29 protein-coding genes, 2 tRNA genes and 1 pseudogene are annotated in these 24,456 nt (G+C 41.6%); all 32 read right to left on the minus strand.

Going from position 1 to position 24,456, the window contains the following annotated elements; all coding sequences use genetic code 11:
- Positions 1-726: a sensor histidine kinase gene (locus tag ACVC7Q_RS04910; protein ID WP_447265053.1), complete on the minus strand. Its 726-nt coding sequence runs from the start codon at positions 724-726 to the stop codon at positions 1-3.
- Between the two features lie 368 nt (positions 727-1,094).
- Positions 1,095-1,835 carry an ABC transporter permease gene (locus ACVC7Q_RS04915; RefSeq protein WP_447265054.1) on the minus strand — a complete coding sequence of 247 codons (741 nt, stop codon included), beginning with the start codon at positions 1,833-1,835 and terminating at the stop codon, positions 1,095-1,097.
- Positions 1,804-2,721 carry an ABC transporter ATP-binding protein gene (locus tag ACVC7Q_RS04920; protein ID WP_447265055.1) on the minus strand — a complete coding sequence of 306 codons (918 nt, stop codon included), beginning with the start codon at positions 2,719-2,721 and terminating at the stop codon, positions 1,804-1,806. Before ACVC7Q_RS04920 ends, ACVC7Q_RS04915 begins: the two co-directional genes overlap by 32 nt.
- 72 nt (positions 2,722-2,793) lie before the next feature.
- Positions 2,794-2,985 (minus strand): hypothetical protein, encoded by a 192-nt coding sequence (locus tag ACVC7Q_RS04925; protein ID WP_447265056.1) that lies wholly within the window; start codon positions 2,983-2,985, stop codon positions 2,794-2,796.
- 131 nt (positions 2,986-3,116) lie between these two features.
- Positions 3,117-3,671 carry an SP0191 family lipoprotein gene (locus ACVC7Q_RS04930; RefSeq protein ID WP_447265057.1) on the minus strand — a complete coding sequence of 185 codons (555 nt, stop codon included), beginning with the start codon at positions 3,669-3,671 and terminating at the stop codon, positions 3,117-3,119.
- 284 nt (positions 3,672-3,955) lie between these two features.
- The gene (locus ACVC7Q_RS04935; protein ID WP_003010215.1) at positions 3,956-5,620 is read right to left on the minus strand and encodes a DAK2 domain-containing protein; all 1,665 of its coding nucleotides are present in this window, start codon (positions 5,618-5,620) and stop codon (positions 3,956-3,958) included.
- Between the two features lie 2 nt (positions 5,621-5,622).
- Entirely contained in the window at positions 5,623-5,988 is a 366-nt protein-coding gene (locus tag ACVC7Q_RS04940; RefSeq protein ID WP_003004393.1) for an Asp23/Gls24 family envelope stress response protein, read from the minus strand.
- A 311-nt stretch (positions 5,989-6,299) separates the two neighbouring features.
- Entirely contained in the window at positions 6,300-6,488 is a 189-nt protein-coding gene (gene rpmB / locus ACVC7Q_RS04945) for a 50S ribosomal protein L28 (RefSeq protein ID WP_001140948.1), read from the minus strand.
- A 118-nt stretch (positions 6,489-6,606) separates the two neighbouring features.
- Positions 6,607-7,302: a LiaF transmembrane domain-containing protein gene (locus tag ACVC7Q_RS04950; protein ID WP_447265058.1), complete on the minus strand. Its 696-nt coding sequence runs from the start codon at positions 7,300-7,302 to the stop codon at positions 6,607-6,609.
- 4 nt (positions 7,303-7,306) lie between these two features.
- Complete coding sequence (locus ACVC7Q_RS04955) at positions 7,307-7,753, minus strand: LytTR family DNA-binding domain-containing protein (protein WP_003004160.1); 447 nt, start codon at positions 7,751-7,753, stop codon at positions 7,307-7,309.
- A 300-nt stretch (positions 7,754-8,053) separates the two neighbouring features.
- Positions 8,054-8,365 (minus strand): LiaF transmembrane domain-containing protein, encoded by a 312-nt coding sequence (locus ACVC7Q_RS04960; RefSeq protein ID WP_447265213.1) that lies wholly within the window; start codon positions 8,363-8,365, stop codon positions 8,054-8,056.
- 201 nt (positions 8,366-8,566) lie between these two features.
- Positions 8,567-8,639, minus strand: a tRNA-Thr gene (locus ACVC7Q_RS04965).
- 46 nt (positions 8,640-8,685) lie between these two features.
- Positions 8,686-9,147 (minus strand): annotated as a pseudogene (locus ACVC7Q_RS04970) (GNAT family N-acetyltransferase).
- Between the two features lie 38 nt (positions 9,148-9,185).
- Positions 9,186-9,971 (minus strand): ABC transporter permease, encoded by a 786-nt coding sequence (locus tag ACVC7Q_RS04975; protein ID WP_003017328.1) that lies wholly within the window; start codon positions 9,969-9,971, stop codon positions 9,186-9,188.
- 1 nt (position 9,972) lies between these two features.
- Positions 9,973-10,791, minus strand: coding sequence for an ABC transporter permease (locus tag ACVC7Q_RS04980; RefSeq protein ID WP_003017344.1), 819 nt, complete (start codon positions 10,789-10,791; stop codon positions 9,973-9,975).
- Between the two features lies 1 nt (position 10,792).
- Entirely contained in the window at positions 10,793-11,785 is a 993-nt protein-coding gene (locus ACVC7Q_RS04985) for an ABC transporter ATP-binding protein (RefSeq protein ID WP_037602142.1), read from the minus strand.
- A gap of 217 nt (positions 11,786-12,002) precedes the next feature.
- Entirely contained in the window at positions 12,003-12,410 is a 408-nt protein-coding gene (locus tag ACVC7Q_RS04990; protein WP_447265059.1) for a hypothetical protein, read from the minus strand.
- Between the two features lie 53 nt (positions 12,411-12,463).
- Complete coding sequence (locus tag ACVC7Q_RS04995; protein WP_021154464.1) at positions 12,464-12,862, minus strand: hypothetical protein; 399 nt, start codon at positions 12,860-12,862, stop codon at positions 12,464-12,466.
- A gap of 37 nt (positions 12,863-12,899) precedes the next feature.
- Positions 12,900-13,247, minus strand: coding sequence for a hypothetical protein (locus tag ACVC7Q_RS05000; protein ID WP_447265060.1), 348 nt, complete (start codon positions 13,245-13,247; stop codon positions 12,900-12,902).
- Positions 13,248-13,313: 66 nt separating this feature from the next.
- A complete protein-coding gene (locus ACVC7Q_RS05005; RefSeq protein ID WP_024055415.1) occupies positions 13,314-13,868 on the minus strand; it encodes a histidine phosphatase family protein in 555 nt (184 codons plus the stop codon).
- 51 nt (positions 13,869-13,919) lie between these two features.
- A complete protein-coding gene (locus ACVC7Q_RS05010; protein WP_447265214.1) occupies positions 13,920-14,858 on the minus strand; it encodes an alpha/beta fold hydrolase in 939 nt (312 codons plus the stop codon).
- An 84-nt stretch (positions 14,859-14,942) separates the two neighbouring features.
- A complete protein-coding gene (locus tag ACVC7Q_RS05015) occupies positions 14,943-15,824 on the minus strand; it encodes a class II fructose-bisphosphate aldolase (RefSeq protein ID WP_070665161.1) in 882 nt (293 codons plus the stop codon).
- A 192-nt stretch (positions 15,825-16,016) separates the two neighbouring features.
- Positions 16,017-16,469: a hypothetical protein gene (locus ACVC7Q_RS05020; protein ID WP_447265061.1), complete on the minus strand. Its 453-nt coding sequence runs from the start codon at positions 16,467-16,469 to the stop codon at positions 16,017-16,019.
- Positions 16,470-16,549: 80 nt separating this feature from the next.
- Positions 16,550-16,635: transfer RNA gene (locus ACVC7Q_RS05025), tRNA-Leu, on the minus strand.
- A 124-nt stretch (positions 16,636-16,759) separates the two neighbouring features.
- Positions 16,760-18,373, minus strand: coding sequence for a CTP synthase (locus tag ACVC7Q_RS05030; protein WP_447265062.1), 1,614 nt, complete (start codon positions 18,371-18,373; stop codon positions 16,760-16,762).
- A 166-nt stretch (positions 18,374-18,539) separates the two neighbouring features.
- On the minus strand, positions 18,540-19,241 hold the full coding sequence (locus tag ACVC7Q_RS05035) for a B3/B4 domain-containing protein (RefSeq protein WP_447265063.1): 702 nt from the start codon (positions 19,239-19,241) through the stop codon (positions 18,540-18,542).
- Positions 19,242-19,627: 386 nt separating this feature from the next.
- A complete protein-coding gene (rpoE, locus tag ACVC7Q_RS05040; RefSeq protein WP_003010182.1) occupies positions 19,628-20,212 on the minus strand; it encodes a DNA-directed RNA polymerase subunit delta in 585 nt (194 codons plus the stop codon).
- Positions 20,213-20,437: 225 nt separating this feature from the next.
- The gene (gene tig / locus ACVC7Q_RS05045; protein ID WP_021154454.1) at positions 20,438-21,721 is read right to left on the minus strand and encodes a trigger factor; all 1,284 of its coding nucleotides are present in this window, start codon (positions 21,719-21,721) and stop codon (positions 20,438-20,440) included.
- Between the two features lie 128 nt (positions 21,722-21,849).
- Positions 21,850-22,413: a TIGR01440 family protein gene (locus ACVC7Q_RS05050; RefSeq protein WP_447265064.1), complete on the minus strand. Its 564-nt coding sequence runs from the start codon at positions 22,411-22,413 to the stop codon at positions 21,850-21,852.
- A 3-nt stretch (positions 22,414-22,416) separates the two neighbouring features.
- On the minus strand, positions 22,417-22,887 hold the full coding sequence (locus ACVC7Q_RS05055; RefSeq protein ID WP_447265065.1) for an ECF transporter S component: 471 nt from the start codon (positions 22,885-22,887) through the stop codon (positions 22,417-22,419).
- A complete protein-coding gene (locus ACVC7Q_RS05060; RefSeq protein ID WP_447265066.1) occupies positions 22,877-23,638 on the minus strand; it encodes a bifunctional hydroxymethylpyrimidine kinase/phosphomethylpyrimidine kinase in 762 nt (253 codons plus the stop codon). The genes ACVC7Q_RS05055 and ACVC7Q_RS05060 overlap by 11 nt, the downstream gene beginning before the upstream one ends.
- Positions 23,631-24,377: a tRNA pseudouridine(38-40) synthase TruA gene (truA, locus tag ACVC7Q_RS05065; RefSeq protein WP_447265067.1), complete on the minus strand. Its 747-nt coding sequence runs from the start codon at positions 24,375-24,377 to the stop codon at positions 23,631-23,633. Before truA ends, ACVC7Q_RS05060 begins: the two co-directional genes overlap by 8 nt.
- Between the last annotated feature and the right edge of the window lie 79 nt (positions 24,378-24,456).

Raw genomic sequence — 24,456 nt, forward strand, 5'->3', positions numbered from 1 at the left:
TTATTTCCTTTCTTGATAGGGGATCCGTATTTCTATCCGGGTCGGCTTGTATTGATGACTGATCTCCAGTTCTCCCCCTAACAGGGCAATCCGTTCGCGAATCGAGTGCAGATCCTTATCGGAGACCTTATCAAAGCCGATGCCATTGTCTTCTGCGACCATTTCTACCCCTGTTTCGGTGGAGCGATAAGTGAGAAGGGCTTGCGTCGCTTTGGCATGTTTGATCATATTGGTGGCTAATTCCAGAGACACCATGGCTAGAGTAGACTCCAAGATTGGCGAGATACTAGCCGTATCGAGTTCATTCTGAATCTCCACTTGAATCTGAGCCACTTCCAGCATTTGCTTGACAGTTTCTAACTCTCTTGCCAAGGTTCGTTGCTTCAAGTTCTCTACAATCTCTCGGACTTGGTGCATGGACTCTTGACTAATGGTTTGAATCTCTTGGACCTGCTCCTGCGCCTTCTCAACCTGACCCAATGCTAAGAATTGATCAGCTAAGTCTGCCTTGACACTCAGCATGGCAAAGGTATGTCCCAGGCTATCATGCAAATCACGACCAATCCGATGGCGCTCGTTTTCTGCTAGTAAGAGATTGATCTGGGCATTTTGCTTGGCATGGTCAGCTTTCAATTCTTCCACCATCTCCATCCGAACCATACTAAAGGTCATAATCGCGATAAACAAAGAGACGATCAGGACAAAAAGCCAATCATTTTCTCTCATATCCCTATTAAATAACAAGGCTCCCAAAAGGATCAGTTGTGATCCAAAGGCCGTCCAAAGAAAGGGCGAGCGAAAATTGTGGATTCTAAAACGATAAACTAAAATATTGCTTAGATAATAGTAAAACCAACAAAAGCCTGTCCCAATAAATAGGGTATTTCCTCCTATGTAAGCCAACAAATAAATCCAAAAAATCCAGGTCAGTGTCCTATTTTCAATAATGAGGATCCCTAGATAGCTCACCATAAAAAAGAGAGCTAAAATGAAATGCCACCAGGGAATTTGACCTAAGATAATAGAAGCAAAGGGAAAGACCATAAAGATTAGGGCTACGTAAAACATATGGTGAATATGTTTGAGTTTTTCAATCATGCACGAACCTCAGAATGACGACGATAGACGATGACAAGGGCAAACAAGACCAGGGTAAACAAAGCTAAATAGAGACTAGCAAAGCCATTGACCTGCCCCTTGTTTAAAAAGGTCTTGATCAGTTCCATCAATTGATAGGTTGGCAGGCATTTGCCAATAGCTTGCATCCATTCTGGAAAGACACTAATCGGCATCCATAGTCCACCCATGACAGCCAGTCCCATATAGAGGAGATTGCCCGCAACCGACATCAATTGACTAGAAGGAAGCAAGGTCAAGACCAGACCGATAGCTACAAAAGCCAGGCTTCCTAGGATGAGAAGGAAGGCCGCTAAGACCCAATCCTGTGTAGACATGTTCACATGACGCACTACATGACCCACGGTAAAGACAACTACAATGGATAGGAGAAAGTCGACAAAGAGACCGACAACCTTTATTAGATAATATTCTACCATAGATACGGGAGTATGGCGCAAGACTTTTTGCCAATTATTGAGTCGATCAGTTTCAAGAACTGTTGGAAAGGAAAATAGAGCCGTAGACATCATGGAAAAAGCCGTCATGGAGAGGAGATAATCCCTCATAAAGTGAGCGGGTGCCCCTGGTGTGTCCTGGTACATCCCTGAAAAGAAGAGATAAAAAGCCGTGGGCATCCCAATGGATAACAAGTAATAAATGGCTTGACGTCTGGTCAAATGCCACTCAACCACGCCAAGAGCTTTCATGCGTTTCATCTTCTCTACCTACTTCCTTTGTATTTTCAAAAATAGAATCCAATAAACTTCGATTGGTCACTTCGATCTCTTGGATCGAACAGCCTTCTTCTTGCAATTGCCTCCACAAACGATTGGCATCGCCTGTCACAACTTGAAGGGCATCAGGTTTGACAGTCACTTGACCAATTCCGTCCATCCCTGCCACTAGAGCTTGGTATCGCAAAGGCAGGGTAAAATATTTTTCTACCTCTTCACTTCTCATAGCGAGAGGAGTCGTATCTCGAAGCAAACGTCCCTGGTGCAAGACCAAGATCCGGTCAGCTGTATGCTCTACTTCCTCAATGTAATGGGAAGAATAGACAATAGTGACGCCTTGTTCCTTTAAATCCCCGACAATCTCCCAAAAGCGTTGACGAGTAGACGTATCCATTCCAGCCGTTGGCTCATCCAAAAACAAAAGACTCGGACGACCAATCAAGGTTAGAACAAAGGATAGGAGACGTTTTTGCCCACCAGATAGCTTACTGGCCAATTGTTTCTTTTGTTCTAGACTAAAACGCAATAGCTCATCGATTTCATTGACCGTTAAGGGATTGGGATAAATGGAGCGAAAGAAGTTGATCAGTTCCTGAACAGTTAACTTTTGAACGACGGCATTCTCTTGAGGGAGATAAGAGACACTAGCCTTTAATCGAGGATGACCAGGAGCCTTCCCTTCTACTTCAATGATTCCAGAAGTCACCTTCCTATCCCCTAAGAGGCAATTCATCAAGGTCGTCTTCCCTGCTCCGTTAGGCCCAATCAAGGCCAAACAATCCCCTCGTTCAACCGCAAAAGAAATATCTTCTAGAATTACTTTTCCTTTGATGCTTTTTTTCAAGTTCTCAACTCTAATAACACTCATGATACTCTCCTTTCAACCAAGCTTGGCCAGCCGGAATGATGACAAAAACAACCAAGGTCACTCCCGTTTTTTTCATTGCTCCATTTCCTTATTAACAGCCTTGAGCATTTTCAATCCTTCTTGAACCGCCCAGCTCATGATGCCAATCCCAGCAAATAATTCCCAAGGGAAATGGTAATAGAGGCTATCATCCTTTGAAAAGATCAAATAGACGACCATCCCAACCACTGTTAACGTAAACACCTTAAATAACCATTGTTTCATTTTTCTTTCCTCTTACTTTCTGACTTTATTATATGAAAAGAAAATAACGGCCACTAGATGATTTTGTCACTGGCTGACATGACAAAAGTCACTAAAAAAAGCCAAGTGACTTCACTCGACTTTTTCTCTTCTTACTGGCCTTCTTCTTTCATGCCATGCAACTTCAGGGCCTTGATCAAGGCATCTGCCTTCATATTCTTCAAGTCATTGAGACCAGCATCTTTGAAGTAAGAAATTTCTTCTAGAGACTTGGTATCAATTTGGTTGAGGTCAATCACACTGGTTGAGAGCAATTTCTTCTCTGGTGTAACACTATATTCCAAGCTAAAACCAGGAACGTTTTTTAACTTCTTGTAGTCTTCATTTTGTTCCAACAAAGCTTGAATGGCTGCTGTGAGTTCTTCAGGTGACTTCTCTGCTGCGATAGTTCCAAGTTGTTGGGGGAGATCAGCTGTCACTTCGATACGAAGGTTTTCAACCTTATCTCCCTTTGATTTGATGATATCACGGTGTTTTGTTCCCTTGATATCTCCAACTAAGGTTGTGATTTTTTCTACATTTTTTACTTCTTTTTTAACAGAGGAACTGCTAGATGAGCTAGCGGGTGTTGTTTTCTTTGTTTGGGATTGCGAACAACCAGTCAATACCAAAATGGCTAGCCCAAGGGTTACAAAAAATTTCTTCATTTTTATAACTCTCCTTTCACATACTGTTATCAGTATAACATATCGCGTCTTTCTTGTCTAAAAACTCCACTTTTCAAACCATTTCCCCCTCATTTCAAGCTCTTCATTTTGAATAAAAAACTGATGAATTTGATACTTTTTGCAAAGTCCCCTTTTCTTCACTACGAAAGCTTCTGAGGAGCTTTCACTTCCGTCTCAAATTCTCCAAATCACTCTGATTTCATTGGGAATCTCCTCCTTTTTCTATCTACAAAAAAAGGTTCCGAAAGGAACCTTCTGTTCAATTATTCTACACTAAACAAGTATGGGTAGACTGGTTGGCCACCTTGGTGGATTTCCACTTCTACATCCTCATACTTCTCAGCAAGGGCTTGAGCTAATTCGTTTGCCAACTCCTCACTGCCGTCTTCACCGACATAGATGGTCACAATTTCACTATCTTCGTCCAACATATGGGCGAATGTTTCTTCCAAGGTTTCCATCATATCTGGGTTTGAAACGACGATCTTACCATCGACCATTCCAAGATTGTCATTTTCATGAATTTCAAGGCCATCAATAGTGGTATCGCGAACCGCTGTTGTCACGCTACCAGACACAACATCGCCCAATGAAGCGCTCATGCGTTCGTAGTTTTCTTCGATCGATTTGCTTTCATCAAAGGCAAGAAGACTGGTCAATCCTTGAGGGATGGTCTTTGTCTCTACAACTGCTGCTGGTTGATCAATCACTTCTGCTGCAGATTGAGCGGCCATCAAGATATTTTTGTTGTTTGGCAAGATAATGATGTTGCGCGCATTCAACTCTTCAACAGCTTTAACAAAGTCTTCTGTTGATGGGTTCATGGTTTGACCACCAGAGATGATGTAATCCACCCCTTGCGCTTTAAAGATATCAGCCAATCCTTCACCTGCAACGACTGCAATGATCGCATATTCTTTTTCTTCAACTGGTTTAGCTTGACGCTCTTCTTTTTCAACTTGCGCTTCGTGTTGGTTGCGCATGTTGTCAACTTTCACTTTCACCAAGCTTCCGTATTTAAGACCTTCTTGCATGACAAGACCTGGATCTTCTGTATGGACGTGAACTTTGACAATCTCATCGTCATTCACCACCAATAGGGAATCCCCCAGGTTGTTCAAATAGTTACGGAATTCATCGTAATCGAAGTCTTTGACATAAGTTGGACCTTGTTTCAAAGCGACCATGATTTCTGTACAGTAACCAAACTTGATGTCTTCAGTTGCGACATGACCAGCGACTGACTTGTGGTGTTCTGCATTGATCATTTCTGACATGGTTGCAGGTGTTGCTTGGAACTCTTCAGAAGCGATGAATTCTCCTGTCAAGGCCGACAAGAATCCTTCATAGATGAAGACCAAACCTTGACCACCAGAGTCTACCACACCAACTTCTTTCAAGACCGGCAACATATCTGGAGTCTTCGCAAGAGCTGTTTTAGCACCTTCAAGAGCTGCACGCATGACTTCTACCGCATCATTGGTAGATTCTGCTTTTTTCTTGGCACCGATGGCTGCCCCACGAGAAACCGTCAAAATGGTACCTTCAACCGGCTTCATAACGGCTTTATAAGCGACTTCTACACCAGACTGGAAGGCTGCTGCAAGTGCTGCTCCATCCAATTCTTCTTTGTCTTTAACACTTTGAGAAAATCCACGGAACAATTGAGAAGTGATGACTCCTGAGTTCCCACGCGCCCCCATCAATAATCCTTTAGCGAAGATCCCCGCTGCTTCACCAACAGTTGAAGCAGAACGGTCCGATACTTCTTTGGCCCCATTTTCGATGGTCATTCCCATATTGGTTCCTGTGTCCCCGTCTGGTACAGGAAAGACGTTCAAAGAGTTTACATATTCCGCTTGTTTATTTAAGCGCGTAGCCCCCGCTTGAACCATTTCTTGAAATAAACTTGTAGTAATATTAGCCACGATTATTCTCCCACAATCTTGATATTTTGAATATAGACATTCACAGTATCCGTAGTGATTCCAAGTTGATTTTCCAAACTAAATTTCACACGTTCTTGAATATTTTTTGAGACTTCGCTAATTTTTGTTCCATAGCTCAAAACAGTGTAAACATCAACTGCGATAGTTCCTGCTTCCGTTGTTTTGACAACAACACCTTTAGAGAAGTTTTCTTTCCCTAGGAGGGCTTGGAAATTATCTTTGATCGCATTTTTGCTGGCCATTCCAACCACACCGAAGATTTCAGTAGCAGCACCGCCTACAACAGTTGCGATAACCTCATCAGTCAATTCAATTTGACCGTCCTTTGTATTGATTTTTACTGTCATAATTTCTACCTCAAAAGTATTTTATATTCTATTTTACCATAAAAGAGGTCAACTGTAAAAGGGTAGGGACTATTCTTCTCCCGCTGTGACAGCTGTCTCTAGAGAAAAAGAAAAGGGAGTGGGAAAGAACTCCGTAAAATAAAAAAAGTTGAAAAGGTTCCCCAAACCTTTTCAATTTTCCCACCCCCGCACAGTTGATTAGGAAGTACGAATGTTTCAAACATGAGTAGTTCCAATCAACCACTGCGTCATGCTACTATTCCTATCAAAAAGCGAAGGCTGGACACTTTATGCCCAGCCTTTTTTCTTTATTAAACGCGTTCTACTTTACCAGATTTCAATGCACGAGCTGAAGCCCAAACTTTTTTAGGTTTACCATCGATAAGGACAGTTACTTTTTGAAGGTTTGGTTTTACGGCACGTTTTGTTTGGTTCATAGCGTGTGAACGGTTGTTACCTGATACAGTCTTACGACCTGTGAAATAACATACTTTAGCCATTTCTGTGTTTCCTCCTATTAGATCTAATATAACGGATGTGCTAGCACCACATACCGTACTATATTACCAAAAAAAATCTCTCTTGGCAAGCTTTTGGACAAAGTTTTTCATTTCTGGCTTAAGAAAACGAATTCCCTCCTACATAGATAATTTCTAGATTTCCTAAGGAAACATCGCCCGTAATGTAGAAATCCTTGCTTGTCAGAGCACTTGGATTTTCCTGATGTTGGATCGCCGAGAGGGAATTATCCACATGAACATGGACACGCCAATCACTTGGTACATAGAGACTCAAACTTCCAAGGGAAACATCGACAACAAACTGAGCAGAAGGACCTTCGATGCGGCAATTGTCAAAATAAACCGAAGCTTCTCCCATACTCACATCTGCACTTCCGTGAGTAAAGTGTTGGTCATTGAGATACTTTGTCACTGTTGAAAAAGTGACATCGATGTCATTGCCATCCGACTTACTCATGGACCCAGCAGAATAGGAAGCTAGGCGGGCTTTTGTTTTCTTAGAGGGTTTAAACAAAATGTTGAGCCCAATCACAGCGAGAATTGAGGAGAGGATGACAACTGAATTGGACACCGGAAGGAAATGGTATTGCCCATTGAGACAAAAGAGAGCTAAAAGTCCATAGATGAAGCCCCAACCAAAATGGCGTTTTAAGAAACTAGAGAGGGACAGGACGGCAAGCAAGGTAACCCAAGCCAAGGTCCAGATGCTGATGTCCCATTTTACAAAATAGCCTTGTAAGAGGATTAAGGCTGCTAAAAGGATTAAGAATACTCCAATTAATTTTTTTCTCATGATATTACCTCATTTCATTTAGTCGTTCTTTTAAGAGTTGATAGTAGCGTCTGGATACATGAACCTGCTTATGGGTCTGGTAGAAATTGACTGTGCTGGTTCCTGAAAAAGACTTTTCTAGAGAATAGATCTGCTTGGCGTTGACAATGGTGGATTTGGATATCCGACAAAAGGCGATGGGAAGCAGCTCCTCCAACTCATAGAGCTTCTGCTTGACCTCATAGGCCTCGTCCTTGGTGTGTCCAAAAATCTTCTCCCCGTCCGTCTCAAAAAAGAGGATCGATGCCACATCCAGAAAATACTCACTTCGATCCTTGTAGAAGGCCAAAGGAGCAACCTTTTGTTCGAGGATTCTCTCTTGCAGCTGGGTCAACTCCGGGGTCAAGCGCGGAGCTCGAATCAAGATCTCAGGCTCATCCATTGATGGATCCAATTCGATTCTAACTTTCATAAAACTCCTTTCCCAACGTTTTGATAGTACCATTATAACAGCTGTTGAAAACAAAACAAGGGCTTTTCAGTAAGTGGCACGTTTTCCCCATCAAGAGGTCGTATTTGAGAAGTAAAAGAGAGAGTGGGACAGAAATCGGTAATTCGTTAGAATTCGATTTCGTCGTCCCACCTCCGCACAGTTGAGTAGGGCTGTAAAAGCTGATGAAATCAGCGTAGTAGAGCCCACTCAACCACTGCGTCTTGCTCGACAATCCAAAGACAATTGAGAGGCTAGGACTTTTATCCCAGCCTCCCTCCTTTATTTATTGCTTTCCTTGTCCGGTAAAAGAAAACTAAGACCCACGCAAGCGAGCACACCTGCTGTGATAACTAGACCATTTGAGACCGGCAAGAGATCGTAAATCGCATTTGCGATCATAAATGCGATCAAGGCGCAGATAACACTTGCCTTGTAATCTTTTTTCAAGAGATTTTCAAGTGTAAAGAATGCAAATAAGAGAACAGGAAATAGGGGCCAGATGTTCACATCGAGCTTTGGAAAACCAACCATTCCCATTGTGACAATCACAAAAGCAGCCAAAATAAATCCAAGTCCAAGTAGTTTTTTCATCATCATATACCTCATTTTCAATATTCGGAAGTACTTCTTCCTCTGATGATTCTATGATAGCAGAGAGCCCCTAAGGCAACAAGGACTTTTGACTAAGTGGTCAAAAATGGCGCCTATGCGGTAAAAAAAAGGAACGAGACCGAACGAATATGTGATTCACCATCATTCGTCGTTTCGCTCCTTCAAAGCAGTTTTTTTCTATGCCGATTGCAGGGATCGAACCTGTGACCTACGCGTTACGAGTGCGTTGCTCTACCAACTGAGCTAAATCGGCGACTACCTTCTTAGTATAGCACTCTGATAGCGGATGTCAAGCACTTTTAGTTGATCTTTTTAATCAGAATCTGACATGGATTCTGTGGATCCCATAGTTGCGGAAAAATCTCTAATTTTTTAAAACCAAGACTGCGATAAAAGACATTTGTTCGGTCATAATCTTTATTTGAACCTTCTGCGACTGTTTTGACCTGTAGGTAGTCCACTTGTTTGACTGCTTCTCTTTCTATAGTCGTAATTAATTCCCTTCCAATTCCTTGACCTTGGAATGATTTTTTCACGCCTAGACAGTCAATTTCAGCACAATCTTCACTCGAATATGATAAACTTATAAACCCTACTACATCACTTTCTTGATAAGCAGCCCAAACTCGTAAATCCTTAGCTCCTTCAATGTAGGCTTGCGTGCTTTCTGGTATTCCAAACTATTCTGGCAAATCCCTTAAAATCTCAGCGACAACTGCCATTTTTTGATCTTCACCCTTGACTTCTTTAATTACAAACATCATAAGTTCCTTTCTTGATTTTAGTCTTACTTTACCTCTTACGAACCAGCACTTTCGTAGGCATCCAATCCCCTGTCCCAAAGTTTGAGGGAAATAACAAAGAAAACAAGGGAAATCAGAATCAAACCACCAATATTAAAGAGTCCATCCTTGTCCTGCAAGAAATAGCTGGCAGGATAGTAGGCCGTAAAGGCGAAAGGTACAATAAAGCTAATTAACCAACGAAGGAGCGAATTGTAAATAGAAATAGGATACTTGGCAAAATCATTAAACATATAGAAAATGTAAATCATGGCACCTGACTGCTTGGTCCAAAAAGCGATGCTGGCTGTAGCAATTTTCAAGGAAGTATAAATCAAGGTCGCAAAAGGAATACAAACTAGAAAAATCAGGAATTTTGGAAGAGTCCAAGCAATGCTAGTCGCCGTTGTCGCTAGTAAAATTCCACCGACCAAAAGTTCACCCAAGGCATCAATCTGAAAGGTCTCAACGAGGATGTGAAAGAGAGGATTGATAGGACGAGTCAGATACTTGTCAAACTCCCCTTTTCGAACTAGTCGTTGACCTAAAGCCCAGAGATTGTCAAAAAAGAGATGATCTAGTCCCTTTGGAATTAAGGAAAATCCATAGATAAAGGCAATCTCTTGAAAGGTCCACCCTTCTAGCGAGGGGATGTGTTGAAAGATGACATTGAGAAACAAGAGGTTCAGGCCTTGAGTCAAAAAGACTCCCAACACGCCAACCACAAAATCCACCTTGTATTCCATGATTTGCTTGATGTACTGTCTGATAAAAATCAGATGCATGCGTTGATATTTTTTCATACTAACCTCCCTGAATGGTGATAAATGACTGGACTCGTTTCCAAATCAACTGAGACAAGCCCACCATCACTATAAGCCAGAAAAGCTGAAGCAAAAGTGCTTGAAGAATCTGACTAGCATCGTATTTCCCAACAATAATCATGACCGGAGTGTAAATTAAGGATGAGAAAGGTAAGAAGGACAGAATATCTGAAATGACCTTTGGAAAGAAAGCCAAGGGAATCAAACTCCCAGACATAAAGGCCACTATGGAAGTCTTAAGTAGGTTGGAACCCCAAAGATTTTTAAATACAAAGGCTGAAAATCCAAAGCAGATATTAAAGAAAAAGTTAATCAGATAGGCCAGCGTTAAGCTAAAAAGATAAAGGGTAGTTAGTCCCAGCACTTCTACAATCCCTTGCCCAGATAAGATTTTCATCAAAACAATGACACTTAAAAATGGCAGTCCAACAGAGATAAAAATCAACCACTTGGAACCAAGCTCCGTAAAGAGGTAAGAAGCCGCAAAATGCACTGGTCGCAACAAGCGCATGATAATGGAACCATCCTTGACCTCATCACCAATCATAAAGGAAGAATCCGACCTAGTCAGAAGATTAGTCACAAAACTCATGATGATGTAGAGGGTGATATCCGCCATACTGAAGCCCTGAATCAAAGGCTCCTGGGAGGAATCAAAGACAGCCTTCCATAGATAAAAAGCTACAAAAGCACCCATGACATCGCCAATCCGATAAAGAATAAAGTTGACTCGATAGCTAATCAATTCCTGAATCCCTGCATTGATAAAGGGTTTATAACGTCTCCACAATTTGACCATCTTAGAGCTCCTTTCGATAGAAGCGACGGATAATATCTTCAATATCCGTATCTACCATCTTCAAATCACGGACCTCAAAATCAGATAAGGTTTGCTTGATAATATCGGCCGACTGGTAGCGGGAACTATCGAATTCAATATTGAGAGTATTTCCTTGTCTATCAATGGACATATCAGGCAAGCCCTCATAATGAGAGACTAGATGATTTTGACCTGGCGTCAGGTCAAAGGAGAGAGTCTTCATCTTTCCAAAGGTCTCCTTGAGCTGGCTAACCGTTCCATCAAAAATCTCTTGCCCCTTATCAATCATAAAAATCCGATCACAGAGTTGCTCAATATCACTCAAATCATGAGTAGTCAAGAGAATAGTTGTCTCTTCCTCCTGATTAATCTGGGTAATGGCCCGACGAATGTTGTCCTTGACCGACACATCCAAACCAATAGTCGGTTCATCTAAAAAGAGAACTTTGGGATTGTGAAGCAAGGAAGCCGCAATATCCGCCCGCATCCGTTGACCTAGTGAAAGAGTCCGCACAGGATCCTTGATAAATTCCTTCAAATCCAAAACTTCATTCAAAAAGTCCATGCGCTTATGGAAAAGCGAGTCCGGTACATCATAGATCTCTTTCAAAACCGTGTAGGTCTCTTGCAGAGCCAAATCCCACCATAACTGGGTGCGTTGTCCGAAAACGACTCCAATATCCTTGACATAATCTTGGCGATTATCCTGCGGAATCTTGCCGTTAATCCGACAAAAGCCAGATGTGGGCTTCAAAATTCCTGTCAGCATTTTGATGGTTGTCGACTTTCCAGCACCATTTGCCCCGATAAATCCTAAAATCTGCCCTTTTGGAACTTCAAAAGTTAAATCCTTAACCGCTTCAAAGGTCTGCTTTTCAGGATGAATAAAGGAGCGCAAGGCTCCCTTTAACCCCGGCTCCTTAACTGTCTTCACAAAATTTTTCTGAAGATGTTCCACTTCTATCATTGCCATATATCTCTCCCTTTAGAAAAGAACCATTAATTCAAACTACTTAATGGTCAAATTTCATTTCTTGAATCCTAAAACGGGATCCTCTATATAATTTTTACACAAAAGTCTTAATTACATTCTATTATAATGTAATCGATAAGGGGAAACAAGTGTTAATTTATATCGAAAATTTTTATCCTTAAGAAAAGATAAAAAGGTGATGCTGCATCACCTTCCTCTACCAATTCAAGTCTTCGATCATGCTTCTTACTTGTGAATCAAGGGTCTTATCCTTCTTCAGTTCTCCAACCAAAGCCTGAATCTGTGGGACTAGGTTTGGATCATTGTCATTAAAACATCGATGAAGCATCCAAATGTTATGTGGGGTAGGTCTTTTACCAACAACCTCCATCAATAAATCCTCATAGCCTTGATGATAAAATCTCTCTACAAAGTGCACCAAGTCACCTGGAGAACCAAAATCCACTTCTGGATGCTCGGAAATAAAGTCTAAGACGGGGGCAACCAAATCAAAGGGTTGAGGGTAAGCCTCCATGGCATCTACAATCTCGTCTGCCAACTCAAATTCTTGGTCTTCAGTAATTGCATCATGTAAAGCAACTAACATATCATCTTTAGTAAGCATCTGATTCTCCTTTTCAACTTTTCCATATCATTATTCGTTTTTGAACTTCTTCTTCACTCATCAAACCTTGTTCGTAAGTAGTTTTCCAACTCCTTTTGGGATAAATCACTAGGAAGTTCAAACACATACTCATAACCTTCATCACAAAAGGAAACCTTCTCTTCAGGTGGAAACCATTTCCGAAGCCAGATGATATAGGAGGCGTAATCTTGTAACCTGTTCGTTGAATCAAAGTAATCAATCACAAAAACATTTTTCTTGCTACTCAGTGAACTTTCCAAAGTAAGCTGAGGACTTTGATAATCCCAAGAAAGCGAGTAAGCTTTTTCAGGATTCGTCCTTTCTCTGATCAAAATACCTGGGAATTTTTCTCTCAAAGCAGTACAAAAGGCTTGTAAATCTAGGAATATGGGGTCTTTACTCTCAATAAAGACAAAATCAGCAGTACTCATCAGTCTCTCTCCTTCTTTTTAAAACTGAAAACTGACCTTAACCATCAATGGCAAAATTCTCCAGACTCTCAAATGCCTGCCCCTGATAGTCAAAAGAAAAGATATGAATATCATCAAAAGTTTGATCGCAGAAAGTAACGGTTTGTCTTTCTGGCTCGATTATGGGTTTGCCCAACTTTTCAGTAGCTTCTTCACCTGTGAAATACCCGTAAAATTCTTGTAAATGAGGCAGTATAAAAGCAAGAATACGAGATCTATTTTTATGGTAATTAGCTGCAAGCAACTGATCTTCCATCTCAAAATTTCCACTTGGTTTTTCTTCCCAAGCCACAAGAACATCATCTACTTCATGGACGTAAGCTTGCAAGGACTGATCGAATATCATGGCTATTTTCCCTTCTATTCTATTTGTAATAACAGAAAATAAAATCACATAGATTGAACTAAATGATTACCTAGATGTAACTTTCATAATTCTTTTCACACTCTTATCTTTGTCAACTAGAAAGCAATCTGGAAAAGTCATCTGTCCCCATTTTTTATAATCAAAACTTGAATCAAAATGATTGATTAAGATTCCTAGCAAATTTCCATGAGAACTCAGTAAAATGGTTTTATCTGAATACCTTTCTTCCAAGTCCTCAAATAAATCTAAAATTCTATTTAATGCTTCTCGATTGGACTCGCCTCCAATAAGAGATTTATCTGGATTTTGCCATAAATATTGAATTGTTTTTTCAAACTCAGTATCTTCAATAAATCTTGAGGATAATTTTCGCTCTCGTAACCGATTATCAAGAACTATTTTATCAAATTGAATTGGCGAGCTATTAATCGTTTCAAATGCTCGTTTATAAGGACTAGAAAAATAATAATCAATATTAAAAGAATTCAAAAAATCTAACTGATTAAGAGATGAAAATCCTTTTTCTGACAAAGTTCTATTAAAATCATCACTTGAAAATCTTGAATGAGCATGTCTAAGTAAAATATAAGAATTATTCATAAGTCATTACCTTTCAATTATTATCATCAGTCTCAATGGATTTTTAAGCCCTCAATTATTCTCTAAAAATTCTTTAATACGAGAAACAATAGCATCGCTTTGATAATGATAGAGGTCGTGAGGCGCATCCATATAGTCGACTTGAACATTAGACTGGTCGCTTGCAAATCTCTCTGCATAACGTTGCCACTCTGATTGGCTAAAGGTCGTGCCTTCACCGTTAGAAACCAGGAGTAAGGCTGGAATTTTCGGATTAATGCTAGATGGAACTTTCTTGGCATTTTCCTTTGCCAAACGGGATTCATGAAGCATGGCTTGTGACATCAACTGCTTATATGCTAGTAATTTATATTGTTGTCGTTCAGTTTCAGTCAGAGTTGGATTTTTTATATAAAAGGACTCTGGGAAATAGCGTAATAAGCCAATCTTACTGCTCCAATAAGCCACAGTAAGCACGGCCTGATTATCCTTTAAATCTTCATAACTCGCTGGTAAGGCCCAATCCAGGCCAATCAAAGCCTTCACTTCATTTGGATATTTCTCTTGCCAAGCAAGACTCTCTAAACTAGCCATTGAATGCGAAACAATCACATAAGGACCTGAAACATGAGCTTGCGCCAAAGCTTGACGGGTCTCAGAAAGGACCTCCATCACATCTCTTGAATGATCACTATCTTGGCTAAAACCATACCCTGCTCGCTCCACGACAACAACCTTGTATTTTTTGGAAAGGGAACCTGATAGATTCTTAAAGTCTAGGACAGGGGAAGCGATACCAGCACCTGAAAGAAAAACGATTGTTTGAGGCCCTTCTCCTTTAATAGAGACATTCATTCGATGTCCATTGACTGTAACTTGTTTACCAATGGGTGTGAGAAGCTTACTTTCATTTCGTAAACTAAATTGATGAAAAACAAATGTACCTCCTAGAAAAAGGATAAGAACAACAAAAATGATCCAGCTAAACTGTTTAAATTTTTTCATAGGCATATTGTACAAAAATTAAATCCCGGAAGCAACTTTTCCCAAACAAAAAAACAAGATCCACATGGGACCTTGCTTTCCTGTTTTTAATTAAGCTTTGCCTTCTGAACCGAATACGTCGATACGTTCTTCAACAGCTGCAGTAATTGCTTCGAAACCTGGTTTCAAGAATTTACGTGGGTCGAAGAGTTTCTTCTTGTCGTATTCTGCTTCGTTTGCATCGTATTCACGTACGAATTGACGAGTAGCATTTGCAAATGCGATTTGGCATTCAGTGTTCACGTTAACTTTCGCAACACCAAGTTTGATAGCTGCTTGGATTTGATCATCAGGGATACCTGATCCACCGTGCAATACGATTGGGAATCCTGGAACAGCTTCAGTCAATTTTTGCAAGTGGTCAAGGTGAAGACCTTTCCAGTTTGCTGGGTAAGGACCGTGGATGTTACCGATACCTGCAGCCAAGAAGTCGATTCCTGTAGCAACCATTGCTTTAGCGTCTTCGATTGGTGCCAATTCACCGTCACCGATGATACCGTCTTCTTCACCACCGATAGTACCAACTTCAGCTTCTACTGAGATACCTTTAGCATGAGCTTTTTCAACGACATCTTTCGCCAATTTAAGGTTTTCTTCAACTGGAAGGTGTGAACCGTCAAACATGATTGAAGTGTAACCAGCTTCGATACATTCAAGAGCATCTTCGTAGTGACCATGGTCAAGGTGAATAGCAACTGGTACAGTGATACCCATTGATTCTACAAGGTTTTCAATAAGGGCTTTACATACTTTGTAACCACCCATGTATTTAGCAGCACCCATAGAAGTTTGGATAAGTACTGGAGCTTTCTTAGCTTCTGCTGCACGCAAGATAGCTTGAGTCCACTCAAGGTTGTTTGTGTTAAATCCACCAACTGCATAACCATTGTCACGAGCTGCTTGGACAAATTTTTCTGCTGAAACGATTGCCATTTGTTATAGGCCTCCTATAAATTTTTGTGGGGTTAATCCCACTTACATTGTTTATTTTATCACTTTTTAGATGAAATTGCTAGTTTTTCCTGTGGCTTTAAGCGCTTTCTTACGATAAATGAGGAGGAACCCTCTCCCTACTATGACTTTCATCCTTTTCAAAAAGCAAAAAAAGGGAGCTCAAGCCCCCTTTCAATCCTTCTCTTTAAAATTTTTTAATGAAACTAGAAAGCCAATCCCGCAAATCACAAGGAGTCCTCCTGCGACCCATTGAGAATAGAAATAAGCAGCAAATAACTGACTGTCGGTAAACATTTTTCCAAGAAGTCCGTTTAGCAATCCCTCAAGAAAGGGAATATTCTCACACACAGCAAGGATTGAGGCAAGAAAGAGAATAAAGCCCGCTATCAAAAAGAGATTGGGAATCCATCTTTTCAGCCTTTTTTCATCTCTGAGCAGATACTTAGAAGCAATCGCCACTAAAAAAATGAAAACATTCCATATGTTTAAGGCAATAAAATATCTAAAAGTATCCTTGTATGCGCCTATCGCCATCGCTAAAATCAGGATAAGACCGAAAAAATTAATGGCACTTCCCAATAGTGCAAAGAGGCCATCGGCCAAAACCAGATCCTTTTTCTTCATGTTCTCACCTCATCTCACACCTATTCTACCACAAAGAGATTTGAAAACAAAAAAAGATAGCCGAAGCTATCTTGATCCGATGCGGAGAGAGGGACTTGAACCCTCACGACCTAAAGCGGTCACAGGATCCTTAGTCCTGCGCGTCTGCCAATTCCGCCATCCCCGCGATTGAGTACTTTACTAGTATATCAATCAACGACTTTTTTGTCAAGATTTTTTTCAAACTTTTTTCAGAGTTTGTCATTTTTTCACAAAAAGTGAGCAGGTCGAAAGACCTGCTCACTTGATTTTTATTTGCTATCGTGGTTTTCAACTGCCGCTGTGATAAAGGCTGTGTAAAGTCCTTCTGGGCGGTTTGGACGGCTTGACAATTCTGGGTGGTATTGGCAAGCGACAAAGAATTTGTTTTCTGGGATTTCAACGATTTCGACCAAACGGTTGTCTGGTGAAACGCCTGAGAAGACAAAACCTGCTTCTTCGAACTGTTCACGGAAAGCATTGTTAAACTCATAACGGTGACGGTGGCGACGTTGTACCACTTCTTGATTGTCATAGGCAGCTGCTGCTTTTGATCCTCGTTTGAGTTTAGATGGGTAAAGACCGAGACGGAGCGTTCCTCCCATATCTTCCACATCGATTTGGTCCCGCATGATATCGATAATCGGATACTTGGTTTCTGGATCCAATTCGGATGAATTAGCTCCTTCCAAGCCTAAAACGTGACGGGCAAATTCGATACAGGTTAACTGCATACCCAAGCAGACACCCAACATTGGGACGTCCTGTTCACGCGCATACTTGATGGCTTGAATTTTTCCTTCTGTTCCTCGTTGACCAAAACCACCTGGGACGATGATTCCATCAGCATCTCCAAGGAGTTCTGCCACATTTTCGGCTGTCACATCATTGGCATTGACCCAATTAATCTTAACTTCAGCATCATTCGCATAACCTGAGTGCTTCAAGGCCTCAACGACAGAAATATAGGCATCTTGCAATTCCACGTATTTTCCAACTAAGGAAATCTTGACCTGCTTCTTGAGGTTCATGACCTTATCGACCATTGCAGACCATTCTGTCATATCTGCTGCAGGAACATTCAATTTCAAATGGTCACAAACGATTTGGTCCATATTTTGTGCTTGCAAGTTCAATGGGATTTGGTACAAATGTTCCACATCAAGTGACTCAATGACAGCTTCTGGTGCGACATCACAGAATTGAGCCAACTTGTTTTTAATTCCTTGACCAACTGGTTTTTCTGTACGGATGACCAACATATTTGGTTGAATCCCAAGACCACGCAATTCTTTCACAGAGTGTTGGGTCGGCTTGGTTTTCATTTCTCCCGCAGCCTTCAAGTAAGGAAGAAGGGTGGTGTGGATATACATAACATTTTCAGCACCGACATCTGCCTTCATTTGACGAAGAGCTTCAAGGAATGGAAGGGACTCAATGTCTCCAACTGTTCCCCCGACTTCTGTGATGATGACATCTGAATCCGTCGTCGTCGCTGCCCGTTTGATTTTCTCTTTCAAGGCATCTGTGATATGAGGAATGACCTGTACAGTTGCTCCCAAGTATTCTCCACGACGTTCCTTACGAAGGACCTCACTATAAATTTTCCCTGTCGTCACATTTGAGTACTTATTCAGGTTGATATCGATGAAGCGTTCATAGTGACCAAGGTCCAAGTCTGTCTCTGCACCATCGTCTGTGACAAATACTTCCCCGTGTTGGTAAGGACTCATCGTCCCTGGGTCGATATTGATATAAGGGTCAAATTTTTGGATCGTCACTTTCAATCCACGATTTTTAAGCAAGCGACCAAGACTTGCTGCGACAATCCCTTTCCCGATGGATGATACGACACCACCCGTTACAAAAATATATTTTGTTGACATGTGCTTTCCTCTTCTTCTAATGTTGTAGAGGCCATTCCTCTTTGCAGAAAAAACAAAAATAGCCCCCTAATCGCTAGGGAGCTCCGACCTCAAAATGAGGTGCCCGAACAATATCTTACCGCAAATGGTCTACTTTGTCAAATTGAAAATTTTATGAAAATGGTTTTCACTGTTTACGAGACTTTTCCACTCCATTTTGTGTGACGAGAAATTTCTCAAATTGAAGCTGGGGCATACAAAGAGCAAGGTCCTTATGGATTCGCTCCAGTGCTTCTAAACGCATCTCGACTGATGTCTCAGTATTTCCTTGAATGACAAAGAGGGCGTTTTGTGTAGTCTCCTCAAATTTGTAATGGTCACTATCGCGTACATCCAACCAAGCCAGAACTCCTTTTTGATCTCTATAAACGGGATCTGTCGGTGCTACATGCTTTTCGCTAGAAAGGATGGGGAAGAAGAGATCTTCTCTTTGACTCACTGTAAATTCAATCGGCCCCTCAATCTTATCTAGGTCATGTCCTCCGATCGCGAGAAAAGACTTCAGAGATTCGACATTATAGATATCGATGATGCTATTGATCTGAGGCAGAGCACCACGATGCTGGATGTTTCGGATAAGAGCAAGGACTGTTGGTGGATTTTTCTTGATGCTACGCCCTACTTTTTGCAAGAGGTCTGTATAGCCTTTGATGACAGGGGATGCCGCTACTTCTTCTGTCTGACACTGGAGCGCCCATTGTTCAACTGCTTGCTTCTTTTCAAGAAAAGAAGGGGGCAGGACTGCTTGGGGATCCACATTTCTAGCAATTCCGACCACAACCGTATCAATACCAAGAGCTACTAAACTTTGATCTAAATGAAAGTCCATCTGAATACCTCCTATTTGGGAATCCTTACACGTTTATCATACTCCATTTCGCCACTTTTTTCAATGCATATAAAAAGAAACAAGGAACAATTGGTTTTTTTCAGAAGATAGATAAACTATTTTTATTGACATATAAGTCAATAAATTACTTGCAAACCATCCTCTACTTTTGAAAAATCAAAGGATATTCTGAAACTTTCCGCCGTGAGAAAAGTGCCTGAAACTTCATAGCTTCAGGCACTCGGAATTATTGAGACTTAAGGCTCAATAATTAGTCATGGAACTTCGTAGAAGTTCGCTGACGTCCGTACTCACCTAAGGAAAGTTTCTGGGAAAACTTCGTCTTCAATAAAAAAACAAGGAACAATTTCCTTGTTTCATATGACTTATTCTTCTTCCTCGTCTTCAGAATCCTCTTCTTCGTCGTCTTCTTCGCTCAATTCAACTTCTTCACCCAAATCATCTGGTACGATTTCATTGATTTCAGCATCGTAAGCTTCGACTTCACTCTTTTCATCATCTGGATTTTCTTCATCATATGAAAGAGCTGGATCTGCTTCGTAAACTTCTTCGTCTTCTGGATCGTCGTCGTTGTAGTCGATCGCATCTTCGTCTCCATCCATGAAGGCATTGACACGTTTTTTCTTGCGTTTCTTAGGAGTTTCATCTTCGTCTGTTTCTTCAAGAGCGATAATTTCCTCGTCAACTTCATCGATGGCATACCATGAACGAAGACCCCATTTGTTATCTCCAAGTGGGATAAAGCTTCCATCGACATTCAATTCTGTGTAGAACAATGGAAGAGCTTCACGGATCTCGCTGTTTGATTTTTCAAGGTAATTTTGAATTTCATTTACAAGATCGCTAAAGTACATTTCATGGTCACGTCCGCGTAATTCCAAAATCGCACGCGCCACTTCAATCATAGAAAGTTCACTTTTTTCTTGTCCAGCAAATACTTCTAATTCCAAGGGTAAATCTCCTTATGTTTCATTTCCTAAATGGAGAAGGATCGGGTCTTAAACCTCTTCCTATCCTCGATGATAGATTGAAAACTTCTCGTCACTAAATCTATCACGCATTTTATCGTTACACTCTATTGTACGATAAATTTCCCCTTTCGTCAAAGGAAAATTCCAGGATTCTCCATGAAATCAGAAAAAGAAGAGCCTCATAGCTCTTCTTTTTATTCTCAATTATTTTACTTTTGCTGTGCTTGTGATCACGTTCACGGCTTTCTTCACTGTGATGTCATGTTTCAACATTTCTGGTGAAAGAAGGTTGCGAACTTGTTCAACTGGCATGTTGTAATCTGCTGCCAATTGTTCGATTTCAGCGTTGATTTCTTCTTCAGTTGCTTCGAAACCTTCTGCTTTGGCTACTGCTTCAACCACGAGGTTTGTCTTCGTGCGGCTTTCAGCTTCTGCTTCATATTGTTTGTGAAGATCATCTTGAGTTGTTCCAGTAATTTGGAAGTACATTTCAGGTGAGATTCCTTGACGTTGCATATTTCCAAGGAATTCGTTGATAGAACGGTGTACTTCTTCGTGGATCATTTCTTCTGGAAGTTCAACGATTTCAGCATTTTCAACTGCAAGATCGATCGCTGCTGCTTCTACTGCATCGTTGTATGCTTCTTCTTTTGCTTCTGCCAATTCTTTGCGGTATTTTTCTTTCAATTCAGCAAGAGTTTCAACTTCTTCGTCGATGTCTTTTGCCAATTCATCGTCAAGAGCTGGTACTTCTTTTGCTTTCACTTCGTGGATAGTTGTCACGAATTTCGCTTCTTTACCTGCAAGATCAGCTGCTTGGTAGTCTTCTGGGAATGTTACGATCACGTCAACTGTTTCACCAGCAGAGTGTCCAACCAATTGGTCTTCGAAACCTGGGATGAATTGACCTGAACCAAGTCCAAGTGAGAAGTTGTCACCTTTACCACCGTCGAATTCAACACCGTCGATAGAACCTACGAAGTCGATCACAACTGTGTCACCTTCTGCTGCAGCACCTTCTTTAACAACTAATTCAGCCAAGTTGTTGCGTTCGCGTTCGATACGAGCATCCACATCAGCGTCTGTTACTTCTTTAGAAACTTCTACTGATACTTCAAGGTCTTTGTAAGCACCCAATTTTACTTCAGGTTTTGTTACAACAGCTGCTGTCAATGTCCAGTCTTGACCTTTTTCCATAGATACAACATCAAAAGTAGGTTGTGCTACAACTTCGATTCCAGCTTCTTTAACAGCTGCTTCGTATGCTGCTGGAAGAAGATCGTTCAAAGCATCTTGGTAAAGAGCTTCTTCACCAAAACGTTGGTTGAAGATTGGACGTGGAATATGACCTTTACGGAATCCAGGTACGTTCAAGGTTTTCTTAACAGACTCAAACACACGGTCCAAAGCAGGTTTGATTTGCTCTTGGCTGATTGTGAAAGTCAATACACCGTGGTTAGTTTCTTTGTTTTCAAATGATACAGACATTCTGTCTCTCCTTAAAATAATATAGTCATTCCTTATAATTTTACCACAAAACTTTGAAATTGCAAGTTTTAAAACGTTTTTGCCTCTCTTTTCATCCAAAAAAACTAGCCCCTAAAAGCTAGTTCTATTTATGTTTTTCGGATAGGATCATCTAGGTAGAGAGCACGGGCACCACCGATCAATTTTGGCCGACTAGCGAGGGCTGTGACATGGGCTTCCCCTAGTTCACGTAAGACAGGGCGAATTGGGACTTGCACGTGTTTGACGTGCATCCCTACTGAGGTATCTCCGATGTCTAAGCCCGCTTGGGCTGTGATAAATTCCACTTCGACAGGATCTTTAAAGTACTTGAAAGCAGCGAGTTGTCCAGCTCCCCCTGCATGGAGACTTGGAAGGACATTGACAATTTCTAGATCCTTCTTGTCTGCCAATTCCCGCTCGACCACCAGGGCGCGATTGAGGTGCTCACATCCTTGTACCGCTAGATAAATCCCTCTTGGATTCAACTCATCTAGCAAGGTCTGGACAATAGCTTCAGCAATGTCGATGTTCGAGGCCTTTCCAATTTGCCCTCCTGCAACTTCACTTGAAGACATCCCGAGAACTAGAATCTGTCCCTGATGGAGACGGCTTTTTGCCAAAACATCTACCAGGATTTCTTTTGTATCCTTCTTCAGTTGCTCCAAATCCATGAATTAGTTTCCTTTCTTTTGGAAGGCATAATAGACCACATAGCCTAAAGCCATTCCGACAAAATTCTGAGCGAGGTTATTTGGAATGTCCGAGATAGCAGCTCCCCAGCCATTGCCTAAAAAGAGAGCAGAAGCTAGTGCGTAACCGCCTACCATGACGACTGTCGCAAGAAGCAAACCTAGGTAACGGGCTTTCCCCTTGAAGCCAGCGAAATAGCCTTGTCCCCCGTGAAAGAGAAGGCTAAAGAACATCCACTGAGGATAGCCTGAAAGGAGATCGAGTAGGAAGGCTCCGACACCACCTACAATCGCACCTTCCTTGCGTCCAAAATAGAAGGCTGTAAAATACACTCCAAGATCTAACAGGGTGACAATCCCTGTGGGAGTTGGGAGTTTGGTATAGTAGCCAAGTACAACTGTCAAGGCACATAAGATAGAGAGGCGGGCAATGAGTTGAGTTCGATTAGATGTCATATTGTACTACTCCATACTGGTCTGAATGTTGAATCGCTTGGAAGACAAAGTCTTTAGAGGCTTTAACAGCTTCAAGCGGTGATTTCCCTTTCACCAACTGGCTGGAAATGCTAGACGCAAAGGTACAACCAGCTCCTGTATTGTTCTTTTCTAGGACTGGCTCTTCAAAGATTGTAAAATCTTGTCCGTCATAAAAGACATCGATGGCCTTTTCTTTATTGAGACGATTACCCCCTTTGACCACGACATTCGCCGCACCCAATCCATGGAGCTTGCGCGCCACCTCCTTCATATCATCGAGCGATTGAATCTTGCTTTGGGTCAAGATCTCAGCTTCTGGTAAGTTTGGTGTGATGATGGTCACATAAGGGAAGAACTTGATCAATTCGTCTCGAAGAGCTGAAACTTCCACATCATGGCTTTCCTTGCAGACCAAGACAGGGTCGAGCACTACTGGGATATCTGCATGAGCTTTGACATAGTCCAAAGCTAGGTCTGCCACTTCAACATTTGGCAAGAGACCGAGTTTAATAGCAGAGAAAGGAACATCTTTGAGAGAGTTGAGCTGCTGAGCAAAGGTCGTTGGATCCACTGGAATCACTTCAAAACCATGCTCGGTCATAGCTGTTAAACAAGTTACCGCCACAAAGCCATGCTGTTTGTTAGTCGTATAAGTTGCAAGGTCTGCGTGAAGACCTCCCCCACTAAAAATATCATTTCCTGAAATTGCGAGAATTAATTCATTACTCATAACGTATCTCCTTTAAATATAAGCCATTTGGCGCTGCTGTTGGACCTGCTAGATTGCGGTCCTTCTTTTTCAAAATCAGATCGATCTGCTCGATCGGCATCCGATCATTTCCGATCTTCAACAAGGTTCCCACCATATTGCGGATTTGCTTGTAGAGAAAGCCATTGCCCGAAAAGGTAAAGAGCAGGCGATGATTTGCCGCATCCTCGACCAAGCGAGCCTCTGTAATTGTACGAACCTTGTCATCCACACTGGTTCCTGAAGCGGTGAAACCGGTGAAATCATGGGTTCCCTCCAACTTTTGGATGGCTACTTGCATCTTTTCCACATCCAAAGGATAGGGGTAGTGGGTCGCATAGTGGCGCATCATGGGGTTCTTGGGACGACCATAATCCACGATGAATTCATAGGTTTTGCTGTGCTTCTTGTAGCGTGAGTGAAAGTCATCTGCTACTTGCTCCACCCGGATAAAATCAATATCCTCTGGGCTTTGGGTATCAAGGGCAAAGCGAAGCTTCTCCTCGTCCCGCGCTTGAGGGAGATCAAAATGAATCACCTGCCCAAGAGCGTGGACACCTGCATCCGTCCGACCCGCTCCATGAACGGTGACAGGGCTTCCTTGATTGAGACGCGTCAAGGTCTTCTCGATTTCTTCTTGCACACTGCGGGCATGCGGTTGGCGTTGAAACCCTGCAAATAAGGTCCCGTCATATGAAATGGTTGCTTTGTATCGTGTCATGGTTTTATTTTAGCAGGATATAAAAGGGGATACAAGAGTGAAAAAAGAAAACTGTCCGGGTACAGTTTTGCAAGCAAAA

It is taken from the genome of Streptococcus sp. W151, from assembly GCF_053010205.1.